27 protein-coding genes and 1 pseudogene are annotated in these 26,810 nt (G+C 70.3%); 20 read left to right on the top strand and 8 right to left on the bottom strand.

What is annotated here, in order from left to right:
- Positions 1 to 893 precede the first annotated feature (893 nt).
- From ACFVZH_RS37395 to ACFVZH_RS37360, 8 genes and pseudogenes are all read left to right on the top strand, one after another.
- On the top strand, positions 894 to 6,317 hold the full coding sequence (locus ACFVZH_RS37395; protein ID WP_384904656.1) for a DNA cytosine methyltransferase: 5,424 nt from the start codon (positions 894 to 896) through the stop codon (positions 6,315 to 6,317).
- A 134-nt stretch (positions 6,318 to 6,451) separates the two neighbouring features.
- Positions 6,452 to 6,790 (top strand): annotated as a pseudogene (locus ACFVZH_RS37390) (TniQ family protein); the annotation flags it as partial.
- A 126-nt stretch (positions 6,791 to 6,916) separates the two neighbouring features.
- The gene (locus ACFVZH_RS37385; protein ID WP_384904660.1) at positions 6,917 to 7,579 is read left to right on the top strand and encodes a hypothetical protein; all 663 of its coding nucleotides are present in this window, start codon (positions 6,917 to 6,919) and stop codon (positions 7,577 to 7,579) included.
- Positions 7,580 to 8,248: 669 nt separating this feature from the next.
- Positions 8,249 to 8,746 carry a hypothetical protein gene (locus tag ACFVZH_RS37380; protein WP_384904655.1) on the top strand — a complete coding sequence of 166 codons (498 nt, stop codon included), beginning with the start codon at positions 8,249 to 8,251 and terminating at the stop codon, positions 8,744 to 8,746.
- Positions 8,710 to 9,117: a hypothetical protein gene (locus tag ACFVZH_RS37375; protein WP_384904653.1), complete on the top strand. Its 408-nt coding sequence runs from the start codon at positions 8,710 to 8,712 to the stop codon at positions 9,115 to 9,117. Before ACFVZH_RS37380 ends, ACFVZH_RS37375 begins: the two co-directional genes overlap by 37 nt.
- 394 nt (positions 9,118 to 9,511) lie before the next feature.
- Entirely contained in the window at positions 9,512 to 10,048 is a 537-nt protein-coding gene (locus ACFVZH_RS37370; protein ID WP_384904651.1) for a hypothetical protein, read from the top strand.
- Between the two features lie 240 nt (positions 10,049 to 10,288).
- Complete coding sequence (locus tag ACFVZH_RS37365) at positions 10,289 to 11,242, top strand: ParA family protein (RefSeq protein ID WP_384904649.1); 954 nt, start codon at positions 10,289 to 10,291, stop codon at positions 11,240 to 11,242.
- A complete protein-coding gene (locus tag ACFVZH_RS37360; protein WP_384904647.1) occupies positions 11,239 to 12,357 on the top strand; it encodes a hypothetical protein in 1,119 nt (372 codons plus the stop codon). Before ACFVZH_RS37365 ends, ACFVZH_RS37360 begins: the two co-directional genes overlap by 4 nt.
- Before the next feature lie 101 nt (positions 12,358 to 12,458).
- Here ACFVZH_RS37360 and tap read toward each other — a convergent pair whose 3' ends face one another.
- The 4 genes from tap to ACFVZH_RS37340 all read right to left on the bottom strand — a co-directional run bounded on the left by tap (position 12,459) and on the right by ACFVZH_RS37340 (position 16,214).
- The gene (gene tap, locus ACFVZH_RS37355) at positions 12,459 to 14,162 is read right to left on the bottom strand and encodes a telomere-associated protein Tap (RefSeq protein ID WP_384904646.1); all 1,704 of its coding nucleotides are present in this window, start codon (positions 14,160 to 14,162) and stop codon (positions 12,459 to 12,461) included.
- A gap of 5 nt (positions 14,163 to 14,167) precedes the next feature.
- Entirely contained in the window at positions 14,168 to 14,722 is a 555-nt protein-coding gene (gene tpg, locus ACFVZH_RS37350; protein WP_384904658.1) for a telomere-protecting terminal protein Tpg, read from the bottom strand.
- 17 nt (positions 14,723 to 14,739) lie between these two features.
- The gene (locus tag ACFVZH_RS37345; protein ID WP_384904644.1) at positions 14,740 to 15,618 is read right to left on the bottom strand and encodes a hypothetical protein; all 879 of its coding nucleotides are present in this window, start codon (positions 15,616 to 15,618) and stop codon (positions 14,740 to 14,742) included.
- Positions 15,619 to 15,902: 284 nt separating this feature from the next.
- On the bottom strand, positions 15,903 to 16,214 hold the full coding sequence (locus ACFVZH_RS37340; protein WP_384904643.1) for a helix-turn-helix domain-containing protein: 312 nt from the start codon (positions 16,212 to 16,214) through the stop codon (positions 15,903 to 15,905).
- A 151-nt stretch (positions 16,215 to 16,365) separates the two neighbouring features.
- Here ACFVZH_RS37340 and ACFVZH_RS37335 point away from each other — a divergent pair, with 151 nt between their 5' ends.
- Genes ACFVZH_RS37335 through ACFVZH_RS37320 form a run of 4 tightly spaced genes read left to right on the top strand, consistent with a single transcriptional unit; the run spans position 16,366 to position 17,488 of the window.
- The gene (locus tag ACFVZH_RS37335) at positions 16,366 to 16,650 is read left to right on the top strand and encodes a hypothetical protein (protein ID WP_384904642.1); all 285 of its coding nucleotides are present in this window, start codon (positions 16,366 to 16,368) and stop codon (positions 16,648 to 16,650) included.
- A gap of 33 nt (positions 16,651 to 16,683) precedes the next feature.
- Positions 16,684 to 16,902 (top strand): hypothetical protein, encoded by a 219-nt coding sequence (locus tag ACFVZH_RS37330; protein WP_384904640.1) that lies wholly within the window; start codon positions 16,684 to 16,686, stop codon positions 16,900 to 16,902.
- A complete protein-coding gene (locus tag ACFVZH_RS37325) occupies positions 16,899 to 17,216 on the top strand; it encodes a hypothetical protein (RefSeq protein ID WP_384904638.1) in 318 nt (105 codons plus the stop codon). The genes ACFVZH_RS37330 and ACFVZH_RS37325 overlap by 4 nt, the downstream gene beginning before the upstream one ends.
- The gene (locus tag ACFVZH_RS37320) at positions 17,213 to 17,488 is read left to right on the top strand and encodes a hypothetical protein (RefSeq protein ID WP_384904636.1); all 276 of its coding nucleotides are present in this window, start codon (positions 17,213 to 17,215) and stop codon (positions 17,486 to 17,488) included. The genes ACFVZH_RS37325 and ACFVZH_RS37320 overlap by 4 nt, the downstream gene beginning before the upstream one ends.
- A gap of 150 nt (positions 17,489 to 17,638) precedes the next feature.
- On the opposite strand, the gene ACFVZH_RS37315 is transcribed toward ACFVZH_RS37320, so the two are convergent.
- Positions 17,639 to 18,400, bottom strand: coding sequence for a GntR family transcriptional regulator (locus ACFVZH_RS37315; protein WP_384904635.1), 762 nt, complete (start codon positions 18,398 to 18,400; stop codon positions 17,639 to 17,641).
- 256 nt (positions 18,401 to 18,656) lie between these two features.
- On the opposite strand from ACFVZH_RS37315, the gene ACFVZH_RS37310 reads away from it, so the two are divergent.
- From ACFVZH_RS37310 to ACFVZH_RS37275, 8 genes are all read left to right on the top strand, one after another.
- Positions 18,657 to 18,812 (top strand): hypothetical protein, encoded by a 156-nt coding sequence (locus ACFVZH_RS37310; RefSeq protein ID WP_384904633.1) that lies wholly within the window; start codon positions 18,657 to 18,659, stop codon positions 18,810 to 18,812.
- A complete protein-coding gene (locus ACFVZH_RS37305) occupies positions 18,809 to 19,057 on the top strand; it encodes a hypothetical protein (RefSeq protein WP_384904632.1) in 249 nt (82 codons plus the stop codon). The genes ACFVZH_RS37310 and ACFVZH_RS37305 overlap by 4 nt, the downstream gene beginning before the upstream one ends.
- An 11-nt stretch (positions 19,058 to 19,068) precedes the next feature.
- Entirely contained in the window at positions 19,069 to 19,341 is a 273-nt protein-coding gene (locus ACFVZH_RS37300) for a hypothetical protein (RefSeq protein WP_384904630.1), read from the top strand.
- Positions 19,338 to 20,063, top strand: a complete 726-nt coding sequence (locus tag ACFVZH_RS37295) for a hypothetical protein (RefSeq protein ID WP_384904628.1) — start codon at positions 19,338 to 19,340, stop codon at positions 20,061 to 20,063. The genes ACFVZH_RS37300 and ACFVZH_RS37295 overlap by 4 nt, the downstream gene beginning before the upstream one ends.
- Positions 20,064 to 20,066: 3 nt before the next feature.
- Positions 20,067 to 22,325, top strand: coding sequence for an FtsK/SpoIIIE domain-containing protein (locus ACFVZH_RS37290; RefSeq protein WP_384904626.1), 2,259 nt, complete (start codon positions 20,067 to 20,069; stop codon positions 22,323 to 22,325).
- Positions 22,326 to 22,506: 181 nt separating this feature from the next.
- Entirely contained in the window at positions 22,507 to 22,698 is a 192-nt protein-coding gene (locus ACFVZH_RS37285; RefSeq protein WP_384904624.1) for a hypothetical protein, read from the top strand.
- A 34-nt stretch (positions 22,699 to 22,732) separates the two neighbouring features.
- Entirely contained in the window at positions 22,733 to 23,230 is a 498-nt protein-coding gene (locus ACFVZH_RS37280; protein ID WP_384904622.1) for a hypothetical protein, read from the top strand.
- A 213-nt stretch (positions 23,231 to 23,443) separates the two neighbouring features.
- Complete coding sequence (locus tag ACFVZH_RS37275) at positions 23,444 to 25,243, top strand: DUF2637 domain-containing protein (protein ID WP_384904621.1); 1,800 nt, start codon at positions 23,444 to 23,446, stop codon at positions 25,241 to 25,243.
- Positions 25,244 to 25,317: 74 nt separating this feature from the next.
- On the opposite strand, the gene ACFVZH_RS37270 is transcribed toward ACFVZH_RS37275, so the two are convergent.
- The 3 genes from ACFVZH_RS37270 to ACFVZH_RS37260 form a co-directional block, all read right to left on the bottom strand.
- A complete protein-coding gene (locus ACFVZH_RS37270; RefSeq protein ID WP_384904619.1) occupies positions 25,318 to 25,869 on the bottom strand; it encodes a helix-turn-helix transcriptional regulator in 552 nt (183 codons plus the stop codon).
- A gap of 262 nt (positions 25,870 to 26,131) precedes the next feature.
- Positions 26,132 to 26,347: a DUF397 domain-containing protein gene (locus ACFVZH_RS37265; RefSeq protein WP_384904617.1), complete on the bottom strand. Its 216-nt coding sequence runs from the start codon at positions 26,345 to 26,347 to the stop codon at positions 26,132 to 26,134.
- Positions 26,344 to 26,810 (bottom strand): DUF5753 domain-containing protein (locus ACFVZH_RS37260; protein ID WP_384904615.1); only part of this gene is annotated, 467 nt, incomplete at its 5' end. The genes ACFVZH_RS37265 and ACFVZH_RS37260, both read right to left, overlap by 4 nt.

Below are 26,810 nucleotides of genomic sequence, written 5' to 3'. Positions count from 1 at the left end.
GCAATCCGCTATTTCCCGGGGTCGGTGGGGCTGGGTTTTGTGTATAAGAGCCTGGGTATGTAGCGGCGTAGCCGCTACAACCAGTGAGCGGCTTCGCCGCTCACCTGACGGCGTTTCACGCCGTTGCGGCCGGCCGCTTCGCGGCCGGAGTGAGCCGCTTCGGCGGCTCACCTCTTCCCTGCGGGTTGAGTGTTGGGACATAGGGGGAACCCGCCAAACTCTGCACCCCTGTGGATAACAACATTTGCGCAGGTCGGAGGGCATTTCCGATCGCTTTCGGCTCTCTACCCTTCCCTGGACCGATCACCGTAACCGCCAAACCGTGCACCCTTTTTCCACAACTTGGAAATCGAACAGCCTTAAGGGGTGCAGCATTTGGCGGGTTCGTGGCTGACCTGCGGAAACGACCTCTCTGATGGATCGTCATTTGGAGACGGTTTCCATGCGGTTGTTCGAGTAAGGGTCCTTAGTAAAGTTTCACCCCTTACCAACTCTTGTCGCTCGATGGTCATTTGGGCCCGTTTCCGCAGGTCGGAACCGTAACCGCCAAACGCTGCACCCTTTTTCCACAACCTCCCTCTCCCTTGCCCCGCCATCGAGAGGGAGGTCACGGGCCCGTAGAGGGGCCGGAGCGTCACGAGTGACCCTCCCCGTCCGGTTGGTGCGCGCGAGGCCGTCTGACGGGCACTCAACCCCCTTCCTGGCCCGTTGCCAGCAATCCGCCCGGGTGGTGGGTTCGGTGGCGAGGGGTGCGCGGTGGTGGCGGGTTCGGTGGCGGGTTCGGGCGAGGAGCGCCACGCCAGCAATCCAACTTCAAGTTCAACTTGCAGTTGAACTTGAAGTTGCGTACCGTGGGCACCGTAAGAGATCGGGCAGGCGGAAGGGCAGGAACGGTGCAGACCTACATGCAGGGCGAGTTTGAAGTCATCGAGTCGGCGGATAAGCGGGCGCGATTCACGGTCCTGAACACCATGGGCGAGGGGTCGGCCCCGCAGGCGCGGCAGGCGTACGCGCGCCGTAGGACGGAACTGGTCGCCGCGATTGAGAAGCGGGACGCGCGAGCGCCGAAGTGGAAGCCGGGGAGGACGTCCGCCCCGGCGCTCCGCCTGCCCAAGTTGGAGGATGCGCCCGGTTTTGCTGCGGACGCGTTTGGGGTTGGGGACTGGGTCGAGTTCTTCGACGGCGAGACGCGCATTGTGGGTCAGGTGTGGTCGCACGCCCCGCAGGCAGGCTCTTTCTGGGTTACGACCGATCGCTCCGGTGAGACCGGACGCGTCTTTCACATGACGCGCAGCAAGGTTGCCGGTACCGGTACTGGCAAGAACGCGCTCTACACCTACTGGGTCGGGGGTGCGGTGGTCCGCAGCCTCGGCGCGGAGGGTGTGAACGTCGACATGACCGGGCTGTCGGATGAGCTTGGTTACCTCCCGGAGCCGCCGGTTTCCTACGCCGAGTTCGCCCCGCGGGAGGGCTACCAGCCGTACGTGCCGGTTGAGCTTCACATGGGCCTGGTTGAGACGACGAAGAGCGGGCGCAGGTACTTCCCGATGGTCATCGATGGAATCCGGTTCAATGCCGACGCGGCGGACGGGGAAGCGTGGAAGGTGTCCGTTCCCGGATCGCAGGTCAAGGCGCGGCTGGCATCGTCCCGCGCGTTCGTTACCTACGTCGCGATTCGGATGCTGCGTGAACTTGCGACTCTGGCCACGGGGCAGCGCTGGGGCGATAGCGGGCGCCGGTACGTGATCCGCGAGTCGGGTTACACGGTGCGTGAGTGCCAGGATGCGGGGGAGCGTCGTGTGGAGTGCACGGAGCGGCTTTTCACGTATGACCCGCAGCGCGGGGCACTGGTCAAGTGCGCGCGTCACCTGACCCTGGATCTCCGGTACCGCGACAAGTACAGCGAATGGGTTACGCCCACCGTTGAGGACATCGAGAGCATCGGCGACGCCCAGAGCGTCATGGGTACGCGCAACTCCCTCGCCTCGCAGGCTCTTGTTGCCATCCTGAGCGGCGACGTTCACGCCCCCGCGGTGGCTGCGATCGAGGAGGAGCGTCGGCAGGCTGCGGAGAGTGCGGCTGCGGTGGCCGAATCGGCGGAGCGCTGGGCGGATGCGGCGGAGCGTGCCGCTTCGAGAGCTGAGGGTGCGGACGCTACCGACGCGGACGGCGCGTTTGCCGCACGCGGGCAGGCTGACGCGTCAGTTAAGAACGTGACCACGTGCGTCGGCATGGTCCCGCCGGGACGTGAGGGCGAGGCTGGACGGGTGGCGCGTGCGCTCCGCCGGGCGGAGAACGCACAGGAGCGCGCGCTCCGCGCCTACCAGGACCGCCAGGGAGCGGCGGACGACATTCGGTGCGGACTGGAATCGGCGAGTGAGGCGGGGCGGGCGGCGAAAGCGGCGGCGGAAGCGGTCGTGAGCGCGCGTCGGTGGGCGGAGGGGTGCCCCGACGTCGACGGGTTCCCGGCACGGCTGCGGGAGTGGGTGCAGGAGGCGGAGGCCGCGGCCGGCGAGGCGCGCGAGCACGCGGCCCGCGCGCGTCGGGCGGCCCGGACGCGGGAGGCCGATCAGTGGTTCACGGTGGCGGGCGCGAGCGCGGACGACGCGCGGGACGCGGCGAAGATCGCGCAGCAGGCGGCGACGCTCGCGGCGAAGGACCGGGGGCGCGCGGACACGCTCGCGCTGGAGTCGCGAGAGACCACAGAACTTGACGCGGACGCGTCAAAGAGGCGACAGGTGCAGGGTGGGGAAGGGGGGGATTCCGCAGAACTTGACGCGGACGCGTCAAGAGGTGAGGGGGGCGCGCCCTCGCCGGCGGCGACCGTCGCCCCATGGCGGCCCGCCCCCCGGGGCGAGCGCTGGGACTACCGCACGGTTAGCGACGTGCTCGCCCGACGCGGACTCACCCCGGGCGATCTCGACGCGAACGCAGACGGCTGGATGGTCGGCCCGAACATGTGGGACGCCATGATCACGCGTGTGCAAGGGGGTCGCCCCTACCGCCCGAACGGGTGGGCCGCCGATTCCTGGGACTTCGCCATGCGGGCGTACCGCGCGGCCGTCGAGGAGGCGGACGGCATGACCGTGGTCCGGTACAACGCCAACTGTGTTGTGGTCCGGGTCGACGTCCCCGCCGAGCTGAGCATCACAGCCCGCGGCCGCAGGGTCGGGCCGTTGGACGACTTCACCACCGCCGTACGCTTCGACGGCTTCGACGACATCGGAGGCACCGTCACCCTCCGGACCGCCGGGGCAGGGGAGTCCACCTACGAAGTGCGCGACCACACCGGCAACATCGTCGAGGCCGCGCGCGGCGACCGGGACCGGCGCACCGCTACGGCCTCCCTCGCCCACTGGTACGGCCTGCCCACTCCCGTGCAGTACGTCGAGGAAGGGCCCGCCGGCGGCTCCGTTGCAGCTCCGGCCGCTCCGGCCGCTCCGGCCGCGCCCGCCGTACGGCAGGCGCAGCGCGAGGCGGCGGGTGCCGAGGAGCGCGCGGGGGCCCTGCGGGAGCGCGCCGAGCGCATGCATGAATTGGCGAGTGCCCGCTACGGACGCTTCGCGGGGGGACAGCCCATCCTGTTGGGGCACAGCTCGGCGAAGGGCGCACTGCGGGACCGCGCTCAGGCCGACGGGGCAACCCGTCGCGCGATCGAGGCGTCGGCGGAGGCGCAGCGCGCGGAGGTCAAGGCTCGGAAGGCGCGCGCGGCGGCCGACCTCGCCGAGCTCGTGAATGGGCGGGCCCGACCGTGGGAGCGGCGGGACTTCCAGACGGGGGACGTCGTCGAGGCTTGCAAGATCTACACCGAGACCTACGTTGTGGTGCGGGCAAACGCGAAGACGTTGACGCTCCGGAATCGGAACACCATCTCTGACACCAAGGCCCGGTACGACCAGATCCTTTCGAGGACGCGGGACGGCTCCAAGGTGACCGACCCCGGGCGCGACGCGCCGGCGGACGTGGCGGGCAGCGCGGTCGAGCCGGGGCTCTGCCCGCGGTGTCTGTGCCATGAGGTGCGCGCTGAGCGCTGCGACGGCTGCGGCTGGAATGCCGCTCTGGCGGGTGCGGCTGACGTGGTGTCCGACCCGGGCGGCCAGGAGGCATGGGAGGGGGATGGTGGTGCGGTGTTGGGCGTGCTGACGCCGCGGCCCGTGGTGGACCACGCCCCCGGTGGGGAAGGGGGGTTCTCCGCAGAACTTGACGCGGACATGCCGAACGAGGGGCGTCGCTCCGCGCTCCTGGTCGACGAGGACGCCGACCACCCGTGGGACGAGTGGGGCGACTTCGACGACGACGGGACATGGGTCGGCTGGACCTGCGCGAACTGCGAGACGTGCGGAAGCGGGGCGGACTGCGAGGACTGCGAGGACTGCACCGAGTTTGCCGCCCCGTGGCCGCCGCATTGGGCGCGGGACTGGCGGAAGGGCGAGCCCGAGCGCTGCATCGAACTCTTCGGCGGCCCCGGCGGGATGCAGGAGGGCCGACGACTTCTCATGGCCGGATGGGACGTCGTGGCCGTCGAGTGGGACGAGGGTGCAGCCGCGACCGCTCGCGCCGCCGGTCACACGGTGATCGTGGCGGACGTGCGCACCCTCGACCCTCGCCACCCTGTGCTCAGGGACACGCGCCGCGTGCACGGCTCCCCGCCTTGTCCGACGTTCAGCACGAGCGGCCTCCTTGCGGGCCTGAACCCCGACGAGGTCATGAGCCTTATGGAGCTCTTCAACTCCGCCGGGGAGGCGTTCGGCTGGCTCATGGTCGACGACGTCTGTTCCCTGTACGGCGGCCCGCACGACTACTGGGGCAACATCCTCGACGGCTACGAGGACCACCCGGACGCCGAGGACTGTGGCCCGCACTGCCTCGGTGGTCTGCTGCCTCCGACCATGACCCCCGACCAGTTCCGGGAAGCCGCCCGCGAGATCGTCTCCGACGAGCGCACGGCACTCATGGCGGAAATGCTGCTCTGGCCGCTGGTCCTGATGAAGCACGGCGCCCCGCTCCAGTCGGTGACGATGGAGCAGAGCAACAACTTGCTGCTGCGGGCGGCGCCCCTGTGCGAGGCCATCCAAGCGGAGCTGCGGTGCGCCGGATTCGACTACAAGGGCTTCAACTGGGTGTCCTTCCAGATCTCCGACGCGGTCGACCAGGGCGCGGCCTCGCACCGCGTGCGCACGTGGATGGTGGCCACCCGCGAGGGCGACCCCTGGGGCGCGGCGTACGACTGCGACCGCGAGAACGCGTGGAAGGTGTCTGTGCAGCGCGACGCGTGCCGCACATGTGACGGGTGCAAGGGCGGCGAGGCTTGCGCGAACATGTCCGCCCGGTTCGTGAAGAGCACGAACGGGTGGGGGCCGGACGGACATGTATCCGTGGACTTCCTCCAGGGCCGCACTCCCCTGCCGGTCGTCACCATGGCGACCGCCCTCCGTATCAGTGCGGAAGGCGTGATCCACACCCGAGGTAAGCGGAAGCCTGACCCGCGTACGGGCAGGGTGAAGGGCGGCGGTAGCTTCCGTGCCGGGGCGGATGCCTCCCAGTGCGTCACCGGAACGTGGTACAGCGCGATCATCGAGGACCCCGACCAGACCGAGCGACGCTTGCGACAGGCGGAGTTGGCGATTCTCGTGGGCTTTCGCGGCGGGTACCCGTGGCAGCACGTCGGGCGCGGCGAGGGTATCCGCAACAAGTCGCAGCAGTGCGCCGACGCGGTGTCCCCGTTCGACGGGATGGCCATCACGGCGGCCGTGACCGGCCGCGACTGGTACGAGGTGGCCAAGGCGTACAGGGCCCGCCTCTACGGGCTCGACGAGACCACCGGTGCCCCCCTCGCCTACACGGGCGACCACAACGAGACGACCGAACTCCCCACCCCCCGCGCCGTCGAGAGCGCCCCCACCCGCCTCGCGCTCCCGGCCGCGCCCGACCCGCTCGCGGTGCTGCCCCCGTCGCTCCGTATGCCCGCCGCGTCTCCTGCGCGAGCGCCCATCCCTGCGCCTGCTGTGACGGTACTTCCGGCCACGCTCGCCGACGCAACCAACGTTCGCGGCCGCGTGCCGACCGGCGCCCCGAGGGGCCTGCGTGCCAGGGTGCAGCCCTCCGGGAACACGGCGCCGGCACGGGCCGCCGTTCCTCTCGCGACCATCGGGCGGGCCCCCCTGTCGCGTTGCCCCGAGGCCCGGGGGTTGGGGGGTGTTCGCGCAGGTCACAGCACGCGACAGGACGCCACGCGACAGGGCGCGCGACAGGTCATTGAGTCGATGTTCGGGGGGCGCGGCCCGCCGTGCCGGGCCGGGCCCGACCCGGCCCTGTAGCGGACAGGGTCAATCGCAGAACTTGACAGGTCCATATCAAGAAGCGACACCCCGCCCCCTCCCCCGGGCGCTCCCGAGGCCGCGGACCACCCGGCAGAGGGGAAGCCTCGCGAACCCACCCCCACGCCATCCGGATGTGGCACGGTGCCGACATGACCGGCCCCGCACCCGCACCACTCACGGCGGACGACTTCCCCATCCGCGTACCGCTGATCCACGGCGAGACAACCGCCTCGTACCTCACCCGCACCGCCAAGGCCAACGGCCTACCGACCCCAGTCCTCCTCGACGCCCTCGGCGGCGACGGGGGCGCGCTTCCCGAGGACGGCCTCGCACCGCAGCGTGAGGAGGTTCACCTTCCCACCGAAGCCCTCGGGCGGCTCGCGCTCCTGGTGGACCGAGACGTCGACCAACTCGCCCGCGCACTCCCGGGCCTCACCCCCGAACGGCTCGCCGGTGCCGAGGGGCTGCACATCGCTCCATGGCCCGATGAGCCTGGCGAGGCTCCCCTGCCGGCCTGCCCCCTGTGTATGGAGCCCGGGGCGTGGCTGACGGCGAACGGCCACCGGTGGCACCCGTGCGGGTGCGGACGGCGATGGTTGGCAGGCGATGACGGCGGCTATCTCGTCGACACCGGCCGACTGCCGGACCTGAGCCGGGCATTGCTGCGACACCGGGACCTCGTGCACCGCCTCGGGCCGACTGGTGACGCCCTCGTCTCAGACGCCCATCAGGTCATGCTCTGGTGGTGGGTCAACGGACAGGTCGGCGCCCAGCTCTGGCGCGAGCGCGAGGACGCCCTCGGCCTCGGCCGCCACCGCCGGCGGGCGGCGCCGGTCGCCGTCTACCCCGAAGCCCTCACCCTCGCCGAGGCCATGTGGACGTGGGAGGAACGGCGCCGCAAGCGCGGTGCCGCACCCGAGAAGTGGGTCGAAGAAGTCGGCCGACTGATCGCCCCAACGGGCGTCATCTCCCGCCGGGAGCGCGCGCCGCTCGACTACTGGCTAGAGCTTCACCGACCCGAATCCGCAGGACGAACTCCGGGAAGCAACACCAACGAGCGCCGATGGAACCGGCTTCCCACACTGCACCACCGGCCCCACCCCGAGGAACACGGACCGCTCCGCGCCCCCTCCTGCCTGATGTGGGTCTACGGCCTACCGCTCACCTCGACCACGGATGTATGCCCGCGCTGCGACGGACGCGCCCCGAGCTGCCGATGGGTGCCCTTCCCCGGATGTACGGGACTGCCCGGGAAGTAGGACCGGGGCCAGCGGTGGCCCCCGGGCAGATCAGAAAGCGCGACCGGAGCGGGCCCCTGTGGAGGCCACCGCCGAGCAGGCGGCGGATCGTCGGTGCACTGTCGGCGGTGTGCGCTACGGTCTCCCCAGGGCAGATACCGCTGCCCACACCGTCCCCGCGTACCCACGCTGCGCAGGCGCCGACGGTGGGAGGTCCCTCGGGATGCCGGTCCGTGAACCAGTGAGCTGACGATCCGTTCCGTACCGGGCCGGTGGCGTGGGGACCAAAGCCCGGACCGGGAGGGCATCGCCATGCCAAAGCGCAACGCCGCACAGAAGCGCGCGCGAGAGATCCAACAGGCCGAGGGCATCAGGTATCACGACGCGCTGAACCGAGCGCGCTCCGAGCTCTCCGCCGAACCCGCCACTGGGGAGCAGCCGGCACCCGCCCCGGCCGTCGTGGCATACATCCTCGAACCCACCTCCACCGAGGGCGCGCTCGGTATCACCGCCGAGGAGCTCGGCGTGCGCGCCCTCCCTGCCGATGCCACCCCGGCGCAGCGGGCACACGCCGAGGCCGTATGGCGACCCGAGACCAATCCCGCCAAGCCGTGCCGATGCTCCGGGGGAACCTGCCACCACGGGGCGCCGTGTGTAGAAGAGGGCTATGCACCTCCGTGCACGGGGCGCATGGTGCACTTCGACCGCCACCCGGGCTCGATGTTCGACCTCACGGCTTGGTACGACACCTATGAATGCGACGGGTGCGGGGAACCATTCGAGGTCACAGTCACACTCCCTGACCTCCCGTGGGGCGAGGTCCGCACCCGGGCCGAGGTCGACGGCGAACGGTACACCGGAGCCATGAACGGGGGCCACGTGACCGTGATCTACCAGGGGATTCGACACCCCAACTTCCCCGACCACGTCCGCGGCGAGGGCGACGAGGATGAGCGCGACCTCGATCCTGACCACTACCCCACGCCTGAGGAGGACGCGCTCGACTACCTCGACGACGGCCCCGAGGGCGACGTCGACCCGATCGCCGAACCGCCCGATGACCATTACGACGAGCGGCGCGACGAGGACGAGCTCCGGCCGCCGTCCCGAGTCCCGGTTCTCGATCACGACCCGCAGCCGACGGCGCCTGAGTGGGCAGCCCCCGACCGCGCGCCGAGCGCATGGTGAGCCGCGAGCGCCTCGACCACGACGAGGAGAGCGAGCTCCCCACGTACGACGAGGGCGACATCGACCCTGAGATGCACATGTACGACTGCCCCGGGACCGGCCCCGACGGACGCGGCTGTGAGACATGCGAGGGGTGGGAGGGCCGCTCGTTCCAGTCCATCCGGGCCGAGATCCAAGGCCGATCCGAGATCGTACCTGCCCCACGATGGGCCCCAGGCCGGCCGGAGAAGCCCGAAGCCACCCACCGGGACGGAGAGTGCGAGAGGGACCTCTATGAGGGCGGTGGCTGCACCTGCGACGCCCTCGACGACTACGACCGGGAGCCCGCGAACATGGCCGACCTTGAGGACGGGATCGACGCCAGCTGGTGAGGCACTTACGCGTCGCCCGGCTGGGCACCGAGCCGAACTGAACATGCATACACAGGCTCTGAACACCGGCCCCGCCGCAGCCTGCGGCGGGGCCCTTCACTGCCCGAAAACCGCTCGCCCCTCGTCGCCCGCAGTGACATGGTCGTATGCCCACAACCCACAAATCATGAGCAGAGCACATACCCCCACGTGGCGCGAGGGGTGCAGCATTTGGCGGGTTCGGTGCAGAGGGGGTGCACTGAATGGCGGGTTCGGTCCGACCTGGGCTTTCTCTCCCTCCCCACCCGGAACGGGCGCGCACAGTCGGGGATTCGGTGCACGCCTGGTTGGGTCGGCTTCCCCCAGGGGTGCATCACGCGGAAGAATCGCGACCCCACCCCAGGAGGCCACGCCCATGACCGACACCGCCTACCCGGCGAGCGCTCCCGCGCTCGCCGACGCCGAGGAATGGCTCCTCTCCTCTCTGCGCATGACCGCGCGGGACCGCGATGGCTGGGCGTACGGCACCCTCTCCAGCCTCCTCCTCGACCACGGTCGCATCTTCACCCCCGCACCCTGGCCCGGCGGCGAGGAGCCGCCCGGCGAGCCCGGGAGGTGCTTCATCGAGTCGGTGTCCTGGGCCTGCGCCGCCGGCGGCGAGCTCGCCTACGTCGAGGGCTGGGCCTGGGACGCGTGGATGCAGCAGGAGGCGCACGCCTGGTGTGCAGGCAAGGACGGGACCGCCCGCGACCTCACATGGCCGACCCCGGGGCAGGCATACATCGGCCTCCCGGTCGACGCCCAAGCCGCAGCGCGCATCATGGGTGAACAGGTTGGGCCGCTGCTGCACGGGCGTGGGGGCATGATCTCCTCGGCGGCCGAGCAGTGGATGCGCGAGGGTATCCCCGAGGGTCTCCTCGTCGACATCGGTTGCCCAGTGCCTCGGACCTGACCCGGCCCGGCATCGTGCAGCGGGTTCGGTCGAAGGGATGCAGCTGCGCCAGCGGTCGTGGCGGGTTCGGTGGCCGGAGCTCCGCCGCCGTCTCATGACCGCTCGCAGCCCAGTTGACGCCCCGTGTCCGGATTTCCGGACACCAGTAACCGCAAGGGTTCCGGGCCTCCCGCATCACGAAAGGGGTGAGTTCGGGAGTGCGAGCACAGCACGCGGCCTGATCATGGCTACCGTCTAACCATGACGACACTCACCACGATTCCGCCCCTCGCGGACGATCTAGAGTTCCTCTCGATCGTCTCGGAGTGGAACACGGACGCGACGTATCACCAGTGGTCCGCGGCGACCCTCGTCCCGGCCACCTTCCGGCCCGCGCAGCCAGCCCGCGTGTTCGTGGTCACGAACAACAAGGGTGGGGTGGGGAAGACCACGACGGCCGTTGAGCTCGCAGCCGCCTGGGCGGCAATGGGGCTGCGCGTCCGCCTGATCGACGCCGACCCGCAGAATGCGGCCATCACGTACTGGCTCGGCGTGGAGTACCCCGAGGGCCTGCCTTTCGAGCAGCACTACAACCTGCGTCACGTCTTCCTCGGCACCCCGGAGGACCCGCGCAACCCGCACGGGCCCACCCGCGAGGTGTCTCTCGACCAGGCCACCTACCCGACGCGGTTCGAGAGCCTCTACGTCGTGCCGTGCACGCCGGACCTGACTCGCGTCGAGTACGAGCGCACCAGCAGCACAGACAGCGCCCTGCGGCACGCCATCGCCGAATCGAAAGAGCACTTCGACGTGACGGTGATCGACGCCTCTCGAACGATGAGCCTCGTCACGATCGCCTGCCTGATTGCCGCAGATGACGCGATCATTCCCGTGAAGCCAGGCGCCCTGGACGCGCAGGGCGTACTCAGCATCAACAGCACCATCGAGAAGATTCAGAGGCGGGAGAACCCCAAACTGCGAGTTGCTGCCATCCTCACCACCATGTGGGAGAAGAGCGACCTAGCTCGCGAAGTCGAGGAACAGGCCGCCGAGGACTACCCCGACGCGATCGTCTCCCCGATCAGGAAGACGACCAAGGTGGGCGAAGCCCCGGCCACGCATCGGCCGACCCGACTTCACGCCCCCCGTGCAACCGCAGTTGCCGACTACGGGCAGGTTGCCCGGCTCCTGCTTGATTCGGTGACGCCCGCATGAGCACTGTGACCCCCGGCCGCCGTCGGCGCCGACTCGGCATTTCGACCAAGGCCGCCGACAACTCGCCCGCAGACGCGACGGCAGAGGGAACCGCCGCCACGTCGAGCGATGCGGACTCCGCCGGCGCGGAGCCTGTTGGGGCGCCGGAACCTGCCGAACTCGCTCCGCAGGCCGAACCGTCCGAACCCCAGGACAAGGGCGACGACCTCCTTTCCAACTTCGGCGGCGGCCTGCCTGCCAAGGCAGAGGTTGACCTGTTCGCCCCGCAGCTCGTCGACCGGGCCCAGCTCCCGGACGCCCCCGAGGAGCGCCTCGCCGTCTACGAGGCCGCGATCGAGGCATCCCGCAGAGCTCTGGCCGACACCGTCACCCGGGCGAAGTTCCGCGCCGAGATCGAGATCGGTTTCCTCCTCGACGCTATCCGCAGCGAACCCGACCTCTACGTGCCGACCTTCGGCACGATCGAGAACTACGGCCTTACGCGGTGGGGGCTCAAGCGATCGACCATGTACGAACTTATGGACACCGCGCCGCTTCGCCTTGCCGCAGCGTCCGGAAAGCCCGTGTCCGGAAATCCGGACACCAAGGGACGCAAGGCGCTTGGACCTCCCGCGCAGCGCAAGGCGCTCGAAGCCGGCGCCGCCAACACTCAGGACGTGACCCCCGCCCCCGCGCCCACCCCGACTCGGTCACTCAAGGTCGAGTTGCTCAAGTCCGCAGCCCTCGAACTCGTCCCCGTCTGGAAAGAGGACGAAGAGACCGCGCTCGCCATACTGGCCGACGCGGTCGAGACGGCTGAGGCGTCCGGCAGGAAACTCACAGCCGCAGTGATCAGGAAAACTCGCCTCGACTGGGGCACGAGCGAGGCCCCGGGCGAGCTCACGGTTTCGGAGGAGGAGCAGCGCCGAGCGGTGAACAAGGCACTCGCGGACGCCGCCGCGGCAGCCGAGAAGCTCGTAGCGGCCCTCAGTAAGCTCGGGGGAGAGGTGCCGCCGTTCGACTGCGAGGCCGCCGACAAGGACGTCAAGGCCATCAGGGCGGCCGGACGATGGCTGAACACTCACGCCAAGGTCCCGGCCGGGATCGAGATCGTCGAGGCGGAGTTCGTCGAGTAGTAGGACGCCGACCCGCGACAGGCCCCCACGCGTGTGGGGGCCTGTCGCGTTCTTCAGTTCATCGAGGGACGGCTCATGACCGCGCCCGTCCCCGAGGAGGGTCATTCCTCGCGGCCCGCATCCTTCCCCTCCTTGATGAACCGCCCCGGATTCGCCTTCTTGGCGACCATCTCCCGGTACCAGTCCATCGAGCGAACGCCCTCCTCCTTGACGAACCCGGGATTCGGGCCGATACGGAAGCCGCCCGGCAGCGGCGTTCCGTCCGCCTTGCGCGGCACCACCGCGAGGGCCGTGGGGTGGCCGGAGGGGTAGATCACGCAGTCAGAGAGCACCGCGAGCGGGACCAGGCCGGTCGCGGTCCACGTCTTGACCATCTTCCGGTGGGCGCCGACCCGGGCCGCGCTGATCACCGCCGCCCGGATGTCGGGGCGCCACGTCGGCCGCTTGAGTGCCGGCCACGGGGCGAACTTCCCCGCCCGCTTGCCCTGGGGACGCTCGCGCATCTTGCCGATGCCGCCCTTTGCGGTCTGCTTGATCGCAGACAGCAGAGCGACGGCCTCGGGGTCGCGTTCCTTGATCGTCGACATGGTCTTGAGGAATGCCTCCTCGCCCATGTCGGCCGTCACGCCGAGATCCGCGAGGGTGGCCATGTACGCATCCCGAAGCCGGTTGTGCCACAGGTCGAGATACCCACCCGACTCCGGGCGCAGCCACGCGGCGAGGGGCTTGACGTCGATGCCGAGTTCGGCGGCGTAGGCGAGGGTCTGTGTCGCGTACCAGGCCGGGCCGGTCGGAGTCTTGCCGGTCGGCGTGAACGGCGAGGGGAAGGTGTCCGGGAGCGGCATCCATTCCTTGGTGGCCAGATGCCGAGTCCGCAGCGTGGCGCCGGACAGGTCGACCAGCCACGCGCCCGGGATCTTCTTGTCGAACTGCGGACCGTCGGTGTAGACGGCGGGACCCATGCCGACGGTGAGCCGGTTCGAGGCCGCCAGGAACGCCACGTTGAGGTCCAGGCCGACGACGTACGGGGCGCCGGTCTCGTACTCGGTCGGCTCCCTGTACCAGGCGAGGGCCTCCTCGTTGAGGACGTGCTCCGGGTCCTTGGCCTGCTCGCGCGTCCGCTCGGCGGCGAGGGGGTGCTCGTCGGGCGCCTCGGGCGGCGCGGGGTCCACCGGTTCCGACAGGGACCCGGGCACCGGGACCCGCCTCATCCGCTTCGTGCCCCGGTCGAACGCGAGGCGGGTCGGCGGACGTACAGCGTTCATCAGGGTGAGGCTGCACCCGGCGGTTCCGCCGGTCGGGCTCACGACGCGCTCGGCGTACAGGCCGAGGGTGTACGCGAGCGCCGGCGGGTCGACGGCGACGAAATCCATGTCGCCCCACCGCATGTTGTCGCCGAAGGCGCCCCACGGCACGACAGCGAAACGGACCTCGTCGCGGCCGCGGTACAGGAAGGTCCAGGCACCCAGACCGGCCCGTGACATGGTCCACCCGGCCTCTTCCACGGCCTTGACGGCGGGGTGGTCGTCCGGCACTCGCAGGTGCTTGCGGTCGTCGAGCTGTGCCGGGAGGCCGAGGGACTCGGCCGCGGACTCGGTGAGGACCAGGAGCGGCGCGGAGTCCTCGCCGTACTCCGAGATCTTGGGGGCGCCCAGACCGTACGTGAGGGCCCACTCGGCGGCCGTCGGAAGGTCGACGACTTCCGCCGGGACCTCGATGCGCTGGACGTCCGGCCGGTGGGCGATGAGGAGGCCCTCGGTCGCGTCGAGGACGAGGAGGGGCGCGGTGTAGGTGGTCTCAGTCATGGTCATCACCGGTAGTCCAGCTCGATGTAGTCAATGTCCGTGAACTTGACGTCGAGGCCGCGCAGAGCCTCGGTGTCGGCCTCGCGGAAGTACTCCCGGGCGAGACCCTCGGCGATGATCTCGTTCGCCTTGTTGTCGTCGCCGTTGCGCAGCGCTTCGAAGATCTCGGGGATCAGCTCATCGGGGACGTCCTCGGTGAGGCGGCGCATCCGGCTGTCGTCCGTGCTGCCGCCGGCGGCGGTGAATCCGAACTTCGCCCGCGTCTCGACGGTAAGACCGCGTTCCCTTGCTTCGGCCTCGGCCTTGGCCCGTACGCGCGGCTGGTGATCCTTGGTCACCTCCGTTGCGAGGCGGTCGAGGATCTCCGGCTTGCTCTTGCTGATGTCCCGGTCGCCCTTGACGTACCGCTGCACCGTGCGACGCGAGACGCCGAGACGCTCCGCCACCTTGGCGGTGTCTCCCTTCTCCTTGCGCAGCAGTGCGTTGAAGCGGCCTTGGATCGTCTTGGGGATGTCGCGGGTCTGAAACCGCGACTTCATGGCGTCGATGACCTTTCCCATGCTGGACACGGCTCCCATCAGGCGATCTTGAAGACTTGGGCGTTGGGCGGGATGACGGCAAGCTCGGGTTGCAGGCATACGACGCCGCCGCAGAAAACCTGACCCGCCTTGCTCCTGAACGGTGTGTCACAGATCCGGCAGTCGACCTGCCGTTCCGTCACCTCACCCGTGGCCGCCAGTCGGGCCGGGACGACGTACTCCGCCGGCAGCTTGCGCAGCAGCTTGGACAGATAGCCGCCGGGGCGGTACGCCTGCCGGTTCTTGGACGCGTCCAACGCCCGGAGGAGAGCCTCCTCCGGCCACCCGTTCCGCAGGCACCACGTCACCGACTTGACCGCGTTCGCGCGCTCCTCCTCGGTGTCGCCGACGAACCAGCGAACGCGCTCGATGACCCCGGCCGCCACCGTCGGCGCCTCGTCCCACGCAGCCCCGACGAGTCGCGCAGCCGTGAGCCCGCTCATGAGCGTGAAGCGGTCCGGCAGGCGCCCCAAGTTCTTTCCGTCCCCCGTCGTCACCGGCACAGGGCGGAACGTGACAAGGTCCGCGCGGATCAGGTGCGCCCGGTGCCGTTCGGCCGTCCGCAGCGAGATTCCGGCCGCCGCCGCCAGCTCGGGCATGGACACCTGCCCTTCCCAGCCGAACCCGGCGAGGGCGATGAGGCACCGAGCGCACGTCGGGTCGGGTGCCAGCACTCCGGCGGCCCACTCCTGGGGCCCGAAGAGAACGGGCTGACCGATGCCCGCCGTGATCGGCGTCCGGCGGTCCGCGTCGACCCGGCCGGTGGCGAAGAGGTGGGCAAGGTGATTCTGTGTCGCCCGCTTCTTGAGGCCGACAGCTGCCCCGATCGCCTCCGCCGTGGGCGGGAGGTCGTTGGCGGCGCCGTCGAGGTCTCTCATCGTCTGACTGTCCTTGAGAGCCGCGAAGATCTTGCAGCACGACGGGCAGTCGTCCGGCGAGATGTCGCGGTGTGCGCGGCTCAATGCCACGAATCGGCCTTTCCGGCCTCTGCGGTGTTGGCCCCGGGGACCCGTGGGTACACTCGCAGTAGACCTAGAGCGGTCCATGGAAAGCCCTGTCGGATACGGAGGCGGAATCTCCCCGACGGGGCTTTTCGCATGGAGTGGAGCGGATTGGAACGGGATCAGGGCTGTCGAGCCCGATGCGCCCGTGGAACTGCGACTCAGACCGCGATGACCTGCTGTCGCCTGCCGACCGTCGCGAGACGGCGCCTGTCGAGCTTGCTTACCGCGTGCGTCGGACCGGCGACGAGGTCCGGGACCGGCACGCCGTAGTGGGTGGACAAGTTGTCGATGTCGGTGAGGGACCAAGCAGCAAGCCCGCTTTGCTTGCGGCTCAGCTGCCCCTGCGTGATGCCGATGCGCTCCGCCAACTCGGTCTGGGTCTCGCCGCACGCGTGCATCAGAGCGGCAACGGTGATGCGGAGCGTCCCCACGGTGGTGCTCATGTCGCTGGCGGCTCGACGCCTGCCCATATGCCTGCACCTCATTCTTTATGAGTTGAACTCATAACGACTGACAGACCGATCCGGATCTTTCTGGTCGGTCGGCGCCCACTCTTCCAGGCTTTCAGCTCAACTTCAAGTCTGGCTTGTAGTCGAACTGGGGACGTGTCATCCTCGATCCATGACCAACGACACCGAATCCCTCGACGACCTTCGCAAGAAGGTGGAAAAGCTCGAAGAGGACGCCGCCAGATTCAAGGCCCGTCTCCTGGTGGCCGCCGTTGCCGAGGCCGTCACCTCCGACAAGTACGGCCACGTGTCCGCCGTCGCACGCCGCGCCGGCATCACCGGCCAGTACCTCCGGGACCTCGTCGAGAAGCAACACCCCGGGTGGCTCGCCGAGGCCGCACGCAACCGCGAGGCCCGCAAAGCGAAGACCAAGGACGGGACGCAGGCCGCGGCCTAGGCGAAGACCTTTCACGCTCGACGGTCCCCGACGATGACCCACGGAAGGAAGCTGATGGACAGCCAGCGTCACATCCACCGCGAGCTCGCGGCCGGTCCGGGCGGCGAACAGGCCCGCCCGCCCGTCGCCGTGGTCCTCGACGAACTCCCGGCCGTGTTGAGGCACATCCCCCAGACCCGCAGCCTCGCCGAGCAGATCCTCACCGCCGGGCGCCGCCCACAGGACCTCACCCCCCGGGGAGCCGAGGCATGAGCGCACTGCCGGCAGAAGAGCCCATCGACCCGTTCCACACCCACCCGCACGGCGGCCCCCGTACCGTCACCCAACTGCGAGCCGCCCTCTCCGCAGCCTCGCCGGCGGACCGGGAACAGTTCGAGGCACAGCTCGGTGAACTCGACCTCGACGACCCCGAGGAGTACGCCGCCCTTGTCCGTGCATGGCGGCACCGCCTCGTCATGCGCACCCGCCCCGAGATCCTCGCCGCCGTCGCCGCCTCGACCGACCCGACCGCGCCGCGCTACAGCTCCGAGGAGATCCTCGCCGACGGCCAGGCGCCCGGCCGGTGACCGCCGACCCCCCGTGGGCAATTGCCTACAGCGAGACCGGCCGCGCCGGACTGGCCACGGCCACACCCGAGGAGCGCGCTGCGGTTCTCGGATTCGAGAAGCAGGCAGCTGCCTCCCCGTACACCTGCGGCGAGCTGTACCCGGACCGCGTCGGCGGCCTCTACACCGCCCAGCTCTCCGTCGGTGGCCGTTACGCGTGGACCAGCGTCCTGTACCGAGTCGATGAGGTCCGGCGCGAGGTGCTCATCGTGGCCATCGTTTCCGGCCCGTGAGCGGTAGGCACCGCAGTAGGGAAACGAGAGCGCCCGCCCCCTAAGAGGGCGGGCGCTCTCGTTTCCCGGCCGGGTCGTTCCAGTCACCGCAGCGGCACGAGGTGCCGCAGGATGGTCGAGCCGTTGGCGACCTTGACCGCTACCTCTACCTCAGCCCTGGATCTCCATCGTCACGCGGTGGTGAAGTGGCGCCGTCGTGACCGTGACGAAGAGCGTGTCGCCCTCGGCGGTCTTGGCGATGCTGACCACTCGGAATCCCGGGCTTCCTTCCGGCATGCCAAGGGCCTCTGACGCGGCGGGGTCCATGGGCTCCGCTGTGATCTCGCAACGAGTGCGGTCTACCGTCCACCCCAACCAGTCCGCCGCACGCATGCCGTGCGGCGGCTTCATCGGGGGCGCGCCGACCGGGGCCAGCATAGGCGGGACTCCTTCGTGTCCCTCGGGCCTGCGGCTGGCGATTTCGTAGGGCAGGGCCGTGAGCTTGTGCTGCACCGGCACGCCGTCCACGCGGCGAACTCGATGCCGTTCCACGACATCGGACCCTTCGGTGAAGCCCCACTCCACCCATTCGACAGGGGCCGTGCTCTGCCGTACGAGGTAGGTCTCTTCGGTTGCCTCACCACCGGACCCGTTGGGCTGCCACGCCTCCCCCTGGGTGAGGTCCGGCGGGGCGTAGGTACCGAGGTAGGCATCGGCACTCGGCCCGGCCGCGACCGTGGTGCCGCTACCGGCGGCCGTACGGGTGAGTCCCAGCGCGGTAAGAACCGCGTAGGCAGCCGCAGCAGTCTGCTGGCTCACGCCGTACCGCTCGGCCAGATCCCGGACGCTCGGCAGGCGGGCGCCGTAGGCGTATTCACCTGCGGCAATGCCCTTCCTGATTTCGGCGACGATGCCGTTCGCATTCATGGTCATGTCCTCCCGCTTTCCTGGGTCCCTCCAGGCTATCGGTGTCAAGAAGTATCGCCCCAACAGGGAGCGCGTCAAGTAAGTTGTAAACCATCTTGACACTTTGCTTCGGGATCTCTAACTTCATGGTCACGAGGGATGCCAGTGGGTCCCAGGGGTGCAACCCCGGGACCCACCAGGCCACCGCGACGCAAGTGCGGGGACCTGCCGCCCGAAAGGACAGGGCGTCCGCCGGACCAATCCAGGTGAGTGGAGGACCGACATGACCAGTGTGAGGGATGAGGAGCGCCGGGCCGCAGCTGCGGCGATGGAGGCGGCGCGGGAGGCGGCGCGGAACGCGCTGATCTCGGCGCAGGAGGCCGCGTCACGGCTGGCGGAGACTCTGGCCCACGCGGCGCAGGCGGGGGGTGCGCAGTGAAGATCACCTACATCCACCTCGGGCCGGGCCCGGAGACTCTCCGGTTCGAGAGCGAGTTCACGGTGCAGGCCGCGTATGCGGCGATCGGCATGAACACGGTGGCGGGTTTCCTGCCGGAGCTTTTCACGCTCGACACGCGGGGCGAGTGCCTGCGGACCCCGGGGGGCGAGTCGCTCCGCGTGATCGCCCTGACCGGGGGATCGGGGAACGTGCTCAGCGCCCTGGCGTTCACGGGGGGCTGCTGATGTACGGGCAGATGCGAGTGCTCCTGATTGACCGGGCCGTCGCCGCTGTGGCGGCGGCGGCCCGGGTCGCCCGACTCGCGGCCCGTCTCGCGACGAGGACGTCGATGGGGCCGACCGACCTGTACGCCGCCGTCGCCACGGCGCGGTTCATGGCGGCGCACGAGCTGATCGAGCGGGCCGCCGACGCCGTCGAGGAGTCCGGCGACCCGGACATCGACCTGATCCAGATCAACACCCCGCTGTGGTTCGGCGGGATCACGATTCACGAGGAGACCCAGGGATGAGCACGACGAGCAGCGGCCCGTACGACTGGGCCTCCGACACCGAGACCTTCGCCCCGGAGCAGCCGGCCCGGCCCTCGCCGCCGCCGCGTCAGCGTCCGTCGGACTCCTTCTCCGACTGGCCCGACGAGACCCCCGCCCCCCGACCCGCCCGCCCGCGCCGCGCGACCGGTGTCGCCGAGGCCGCGGGTGCGGCGGCCGGTGCGTTCGTGGGTGGTGTCGGCGGTTCTGTCCTGCCGCCGGTCAGCGTCACCGTGAACCGCAGTGGTGGCGGCGGTGGCCGTGGGAACGGTGGTGGCGGTGGTGGCCGGGGCGCGGCGCCCGCCGATGGCGGGGCGGACCGTCACCAGGGCGACCGGATGATCTACGCGATCGAGAAGATCGAGATCCGCTCCGACCGGGACATCCTCGCCCTGGCGAAGGCGATCAACTACTTGGGGCGGGAGCTGCACCTGATCCTGGGGATGCGCGCCGAGGAGATCAACGGTGTCTTGAGCACCTACAAGGGCAAGTGGTACACGTTCGGCGCGAGCAGCCGGATCAAGGCTCGACTGGTCTCCGCGCACCTCAAGGTCAGCGCCGAGGCGGCGAAGGCGCTCGGCGTCGGTGCCTTGAAGATGGCCAGTGCGTTTGACCGGCATTTCGTGAAGCCCGAGGCCGAGGCTAGGCGTGCCCGCTCCGGCAAGACCGGCCCCCGTAAGACGTTCACGATCGGGGAGGGCTGACCGATGACGCGGAAGAAGTCTGGGGCCGAGACTGCGGCCCAGGCCGCCGGCTCCGAGCTGGTCGCAGTCGGCAGGTCCGCCGGTAAGGCCGTGGGCGGTTATCTGCTGGGCAAGGCGTTGCCGTACACCCCGCCGTGGATCGCTGCCGCGGCGCTGCCGCCGGCGGCCGGGGCGGCGGTGAACCTGATGTGGGGCGACGCGGCGATGTCGGCTGGCCTCGCGTCGGCCGGGATCGCGCTTGGCGGCGCGGCCCTGGCGGCCGTCACCTGGAAGACCTCCGGCTCGAACACCAAGTTCCGCAAGTTCCGGCGGGCGCAGGCGACCGCGACGGTGGCAGCCGGGATGGGCTGGCTCACCTGCGCCGTCTCTGCCGGGCCGTTCGGGCGGCCGATGCTGGACCTCTGGGTCATGGGGGGTGCGCTGCTCGCCGCGTCCTGGAACGCCCGTCAGATCATGTCCAACGGCCAGGGGTCGGACCCGGAGGTCGAGGAGACCAACGGCGGGCTGGGCAAGCTTGCGGAGGCGATCGGCTGGGAGAAGGTCACCGTCAAGGAAGCCAAGGGCACCGGCAAGGGCACGGTGAAGGCACAGATTGCGGTTGCCCCGGGCGGGACGATCAGCGCGGTGCAGGCGACGGCGGCCACGGTCGCGGCGGCGCTCCAGGTTCCGCCGTCCGGGGTGATCGTCACCCCCGACCCGGAGGACGCCTCGCGCGGCATGATCTCGATGCGTGTCGCCGACCTCCTCAAGGACGGCGTGGCGTTCATGCTTCCCGACACGTTCGGCATGCTGCCGACGGAGCCGATCCCGCTCGGGATGTACGCCGACGGCGAGATCTGGGCCATCGACCCGTTCAGCGCGGCGATCCTCCAGCACGTTCTTGTCATGGGCGTGACCGGCGCGGGGAAGTCGGAATTGCTGCGCACGCTCCTGGCGCACCTGGGCGCCCGCCAGAAGATGAGCATCTTCCTCATCGACCTGGCCAAGGGCCGCCAGACGGTCGGGCACATGGCCGACTGCATCGACTGGTTCGTCCAGGACCCCAAGGAGGCCAAGCGGCTGCTCAAGTCGCTCCCGGCCGCCATCAAGGCGCGCGGCAGTGTGCTGGCGGAGGAGGGCCTGGACCAGTGGTCCCCGGAGTCGTCGCTCAACGCGGTGCTGCTTTGGGTCGAGGAGGCTGCTGACGTCGCGGACTTCGACGAGCTGGAGAAGATCGCGAGGGCCGCCCGCTCGGTCGGTATCTGGCTTGGCGTCAGCCTCCAGCGCGCCACCTGGACCAACATTTCCACCGACGTCCGCGCGAATCTCCAGGGCTCCGTCTGCATGGGCGTGGACGACGCGGGCGACGCGGGTTTCTGCCTGCCGGACTCCGTCGTCGACGCCGGCGCCATCCCGGCCTGGGGCAGCGACCGGCCCGGGTACGGCTTCGCGACCGGCATGGGCATCCCGCAGGACCGCTGGACGATGGAAGCCCGCTCCTCCCTCACCCACCGCGCGGTCCTGGCCGCCCTCGTCCAGGTCGCCGCCCCGCACCGCGACCCGCTCGACGCGACCACAGCCAACGCGCTCGGCCAGACCTATGCCCAGCGCGCCCACCGGGGCACCAACCGCACGACTCCGGGCATCGAGGCGTCGGCCGCCGCGGCATTGGACGCGCTGCGCGCTGCCATCGCCGCCGCTCCGGCCGGAGCCGTTGCTGTTCCGGCCGCCGCTCCGGCCGCCGCGATGCCCGCTCCGGCCGCCCCGGCCCCGGTCACGGCCACCCCTCCGGCCGCCCCCGTCGTCGCTCCGGCAGCCCGGCCCTCGATTCCGGCCCCGGCCACGGCCAACTCCGCCCACGACACCGAGGACACCGCCGACATGACCGACATCGAGGAGGCCGCCGCCATGGAGCTCCAGGACGCCTACGACGAGATCATGGGCGCCATCCCCGCCGACCCTGAGCCGGACGCCGACTACGCCCGCCTCGGCCTGGACGACGACGTCATCGACGCCGACCCGGACTCGGACATGGAGTTCGAGCAGCGCGATCGGATGTCGACCGACGCGGCCCGCCACACCCTCTACGCCGAACTCGACGGCTGGGTCACCACCGGCCGCCTGGAATTCGCTCCGGCGGACCTGATCCCGGTGACCGTGGCCGCCGGCCGTGGGCGGCCGTGGCTCCAGGGTGAGCTCAAGCGCCTCGTCGAGTCCGGCCTCCTCCAGCGCGACGGCCACGGCGCCTACACCATCCTCCACTCCCCCCTCCAGCCCGCGTAGCTGTCACCGAACGTGACGATCTGACAGTCAGGGGACGCTCTGACTCCTGACTGTCAGACGGCCGGGGGGCCTATAGAGAAGTCACATATTTCCGCAGGTGACACCACCTGACAGTGGGTTCTGACTGTCAAAGTCCCCGGCCTGACACCCCACCTGACTATCACCCACAGTGAGGATTTCCATGTACGTCGGACGCCCCGAGGGCCTGGTCCGCAAGCAGCAGCAGGCCGCGGCCATCGCCGCCGAGATCGCCGCCCTGATGACCCAGATCGAATCCCTCGGCATCGGCCCGTGTCTGCCCGTCCAGGGCCGGATCGCCGGGCCCTCCTTCGACATCCGCCGCACCGAACGCGGCTGGACCGCACGCGCCTGACCCCCGCCCCGCCGACCCTGCCGAGGAGACTCCCGTGGAACCCCAGCCCTCCCCCAAGACCACCGCCCTCGCGGCCGACCTGATCGCCGCCGTCGAGGACGCCATCGCCCCGGCCGCGCCTGTCGTCCCCATGGCGACGTCATACCGCGACACCACCCCGGAGCCCGTCATCGGTGACGCCCTCCCGGTCGCCCAGCCGGGTCGGCCGCCGATGTCCCAGAAGGCCACCGACGCCTCCGTCGTGATGCTCGCGGGCGGCGCCGGAGTCCTCATGGCCGGCACCGGAGCGGGCGTGGCCCTGTGGGCGCTGGCCGGGGTCGACCCGCTCACCCTCGGCCTCGCCGTCGGCGCGCCCGTCGCGGTCGTCGCCGCCCTCGCCCGGCTCGTCCGCCGCGCCGGGCAAGCCGCGCAGCAGGCCGCCCCGGTGACGCACCACCATCACTACGCCGGGCCCGTTCGTCAGACCCACAGCCACCAGACGACCCAGGCGCGGGGCATGTTCGCCCGCAGCACCACCGACGCTCGCCACTGACCCGCCTTTACACCCCCAGACACGCGAGAGGGGCCAGGAGTTCGCACCTCCCGGCCCCTCGTACGACCACGGAGGAACCCCGTGACGCAGATGGAAACCTACCCGCCCGGCCTCAACGGCCACCCCCGTCCGACCGCTCCGGTCGTACCCGGCTCCGCTCCGGATGTGAGGGCCGGTGCTCCGGCTGTCACTGGCAGGGGGCAGACTGCCCGGATGAGCGAGACTCTGACGGACACCCAGACCCCGGCCACCCGGGAGGCCATGGCCCCGGCCAGTCCGGACGCGGCCGGGGCCACTCCGGCGGCCACCCCGGCCACTCCGGGCACCCGGAAGGCCGCTCCGCCCGCCCCTCGCAAGGGCGGCCCGGGGCGGCCGGGCGAGGAGACCGCAGGGGTGTCCATGGCCCCGGCCACGGGCGCCCTGGCCCCCGGCCATCTGGCCACCCTCCAGGCCGCCGACCGCTCCCAGAAATGGGTTGGCCGGCTGCTCCTGGGTGTGGCCGCCGTGGGCATGCCGCTGGTCGGCATCATCGGATTCGCCGCCTCCTACAGCGCCCTGCGCGAGTTCGCCGTGTCCATCGGCCTGAGCGACGGGCCGTTCTTCGGGTCACTGGCCCCCTGGTTCCCGATCGGCATCGACGCCTCGATCGTCGCCCTCCTCGCCCTGGACCTCGTGATGGTCCGCCGGGGCACTCCCTGGCCGCTGCTCAGGTTCGCCGCCCACGCGATGACCCTGGTCACCGTCCTTTTCAACGCCACGTCCGAGGCCGTCAGCTCGCAGGACGCGGGAGTGTGGGCCAGTCTCTCCGCTGAACCGCTGGCCGCCGCCGGTCACGCAGTGATGCCCATCCTTTTCGTCCTCGGCGTCGAGGCGGCCCGGCGGCTACTGATGCACGCCGCCCGGATCGCGGACGGTACCCAGACCGCCCGCATCCCCCTGCATCGCTGGGTGCTTTCCCCCATCCGCACCGCCCGTCTGTACCGGCGCATGCGGCTGGCCGCCGTCCGCTCGTACACCGACATGGTCGAGCGGGAGCAGGCACTGGAGGGCTACCGCGTCTGGCTCACCCAGGAGCTTGGTGGCAGCCTCAAGACGGCGACGGAGGAGCAGCTCCTCCCGATGACGATGGCGCCCCGCGGCTACACCGTCGAGGAAGCGCTCGCGCTCCCGGCGAAGTGGAAGGCGGAGGCCGACGAGCGCAAGGCGGAGGAGGAGGACCGCAAGGCGGAGGCCGAGGTAGCCGAGGCGGAGCGCGAGGCCAGCCTCAAGATCAAGCAGCTGGAATCGAACAGCCGGATCAAGGCGGCCGAGAGCCGGATCGCCGCCGCTACCCGTACGGCGGCCGCACGATCGGAGTCGGAGGCGGTGCAGGCGGAGTCACAGGCGGAGACCGCCCGGGTGCTCGCGGAGTCCGCGACGGACGCGGCGCGGCTGCGGGCGGAGCAGAACCGGCAGGCGGCGGAGCGCCTCGCACAGACGGAGACAGAGGCGATGGAGTCGGCGGAGGCCGCCGCCGCACGCCACCGCGCGGCCGAGGACGACAAGGCCGCCGCCGACATCGCGGCGACCGCCGCCCGGACCCGGCTGGAGACTGCCCGCCAGATCGAGGAGGTGGAGCGCCTGGAGACCCAGGCGGCGGCGGCGGCGGCCCGGCGCGCTGCCGACACCCTCGCCGTGGCCGAAGCCACCCGCCAGGCCGCGACCCTGGAGCGCCAGGCCAAGGAAGAACTCGCGGCCGTCATCCGCGCGGAGGCCGCTATCGAGGCGGCCGAGGACTTCATCCGTCTGACCTCCCGCGAGCGCAACACTCGCCGCGTCGCCCGCATGCTGCTGGCCGCTCACCCGGACGGCACCCCCGCCACCGCGATCAACATCAAGGCCCTGCCCCTGAGCGACATCATGACCCGCCTCGCCGTCTCCCAGACGACTGCCGGCGAGCTGCGTGCTGACGCGGTGGCCCTGCTGGTGACGGGCTACACCCCCGGCGCTGCCGAGGAGATGCACCAGAGCTGACCACGCGCCACGGAGCCCGAAGGGCGGCACCCATCCAGGTGCCGCCCTTCGGCGTCTTCGTGTGCAGCGCGCGGTTAACGCCGTCCGCCCCGCCACCGTCGCCGCGACTCCCCCTCAGCCTCCTGCGTGGCCGACGCTGACGACTCGGTGTGACCCTGGCCCGGAACTGCCGGTTCGATGGCCGTCCGCTCCGGCGCGGGAGACAGCGCCCTCAGCGCGGAACGCAGATCCTCGATGTGGTCTTCCTTCGCCGCGAGCTGTTCACGTAGGAACCGGGCCTCGGCCTGAGCCAGGGCGGCCGCATGCCGCGCCTCGGCCAACTCCAGCGCGTGCGCCTGTTCACGCACCCGCCCAGTCTGCGCGACGTCGTCGCCCTCCCCGGCCGCCGTCGATCCCTCGGCCGGAAGCTTCGGCCCGCCGAGCGCCCCTCCCTCAGGAGGGGCCGGGGCGTTGACCCGGAAGCCGGCCGCGAGCAGCGCCTCGACGGGGATCAGCCACCCCCGGGCCTCGTCCTGCACGCACCCGGGCAGATCCCCGGCCTCCCGCCGCCGCCGGATTGTCGAGCGGCTCACCCCGCACGCCGACGCGGCCTCACGCTGGGTCAGAAGAGGGCGGCTCATACTCATGCCCCTATCCTCCCCGCCCACCGATACCGCCCATCGCCCGACCCACCCGACCCGTCAGCCCCGCCACGATGTTCCGCGCGAAGACGGTCCTGGCCGACTGGGACGCCTCCATCGACATCTACGGCAGCCTCACCCCCCGGCGAGGCCCGCCGGGACGCCGACCTCGCCGACAGCTCGCCGCCCGGTGGGGGAGGCTCGCCGTTGAACGGACGAGGGGGCGTCGAACCTGATCAGGTTCGACGCCCCCTCGTCTGCGGCTGTCTTACAGGGCGTTGGACGCCAGTGCCTCTACTGCGGCGGAGAATGCAGCCGCTGGCACGACGACCGTGGGCCCCTGGGAGACCTTGGAGTCCCGCACGCACGCCCATTCGCGCACCTGCGCGACCTCGACGCATTCGTTGCCGTTGGGGCCACTGGCCGACGCCTTCCGGAATCGGGCCTCCGCGAGCTCCTCGGCGGAGGGCTTGTTCCTCGTCATTTTCGGTACTCCTCGCTGGCTGCGCTCATGATCTGGAGGGACGCGGTGGTATCGGCGGCCTGGCTGTGAAGGTAGTCGATGGCGGTGGTGTAGATCTTCACGCCTTCGGCGGTATCCAGGTAGAGCCCGCCGCTGAGCATCTCGATATAGGCGGATGTGATCCCGCCGGCAGTGATCGTCACGCAGTGCCCGACGCCCGCAGCGTGCGCGCCAGCGGACCAGGGGAGGATCTGGATGTCGATGTTGGGGCGTTGGGCCTGCTCGATCAGGTGGTCTATCTGCGCGGCCATCACCTGACGTCCACCCACCTCTCGTTGTAGGACTGCTTGGTCGAGGACCACCCAGAGATGCAGCGGTTCAGCCTTCGTTAGTACTGCAACGGTCCTTGTCGTGACGGTTGGGCAGGTTCGGGTGGTGTGTGGCCGCGTCGTTTGTGGTGGCTGACGCGGGCTTGGTGTTGGCG

This window comes from Streptomyces sp. NPDC059534 (genome assembly GCF_042743475.1).
Classification (GTDB): Bacteria; Actinomycetota; Actinomycetes; order Streptomycetales; family Streptomycetaceae; genus Streptomyces.
Note: the sequence above shows the minus strand (reverse complement) of the source record. Positions and strands in the feature narration are given on the sequence as shown.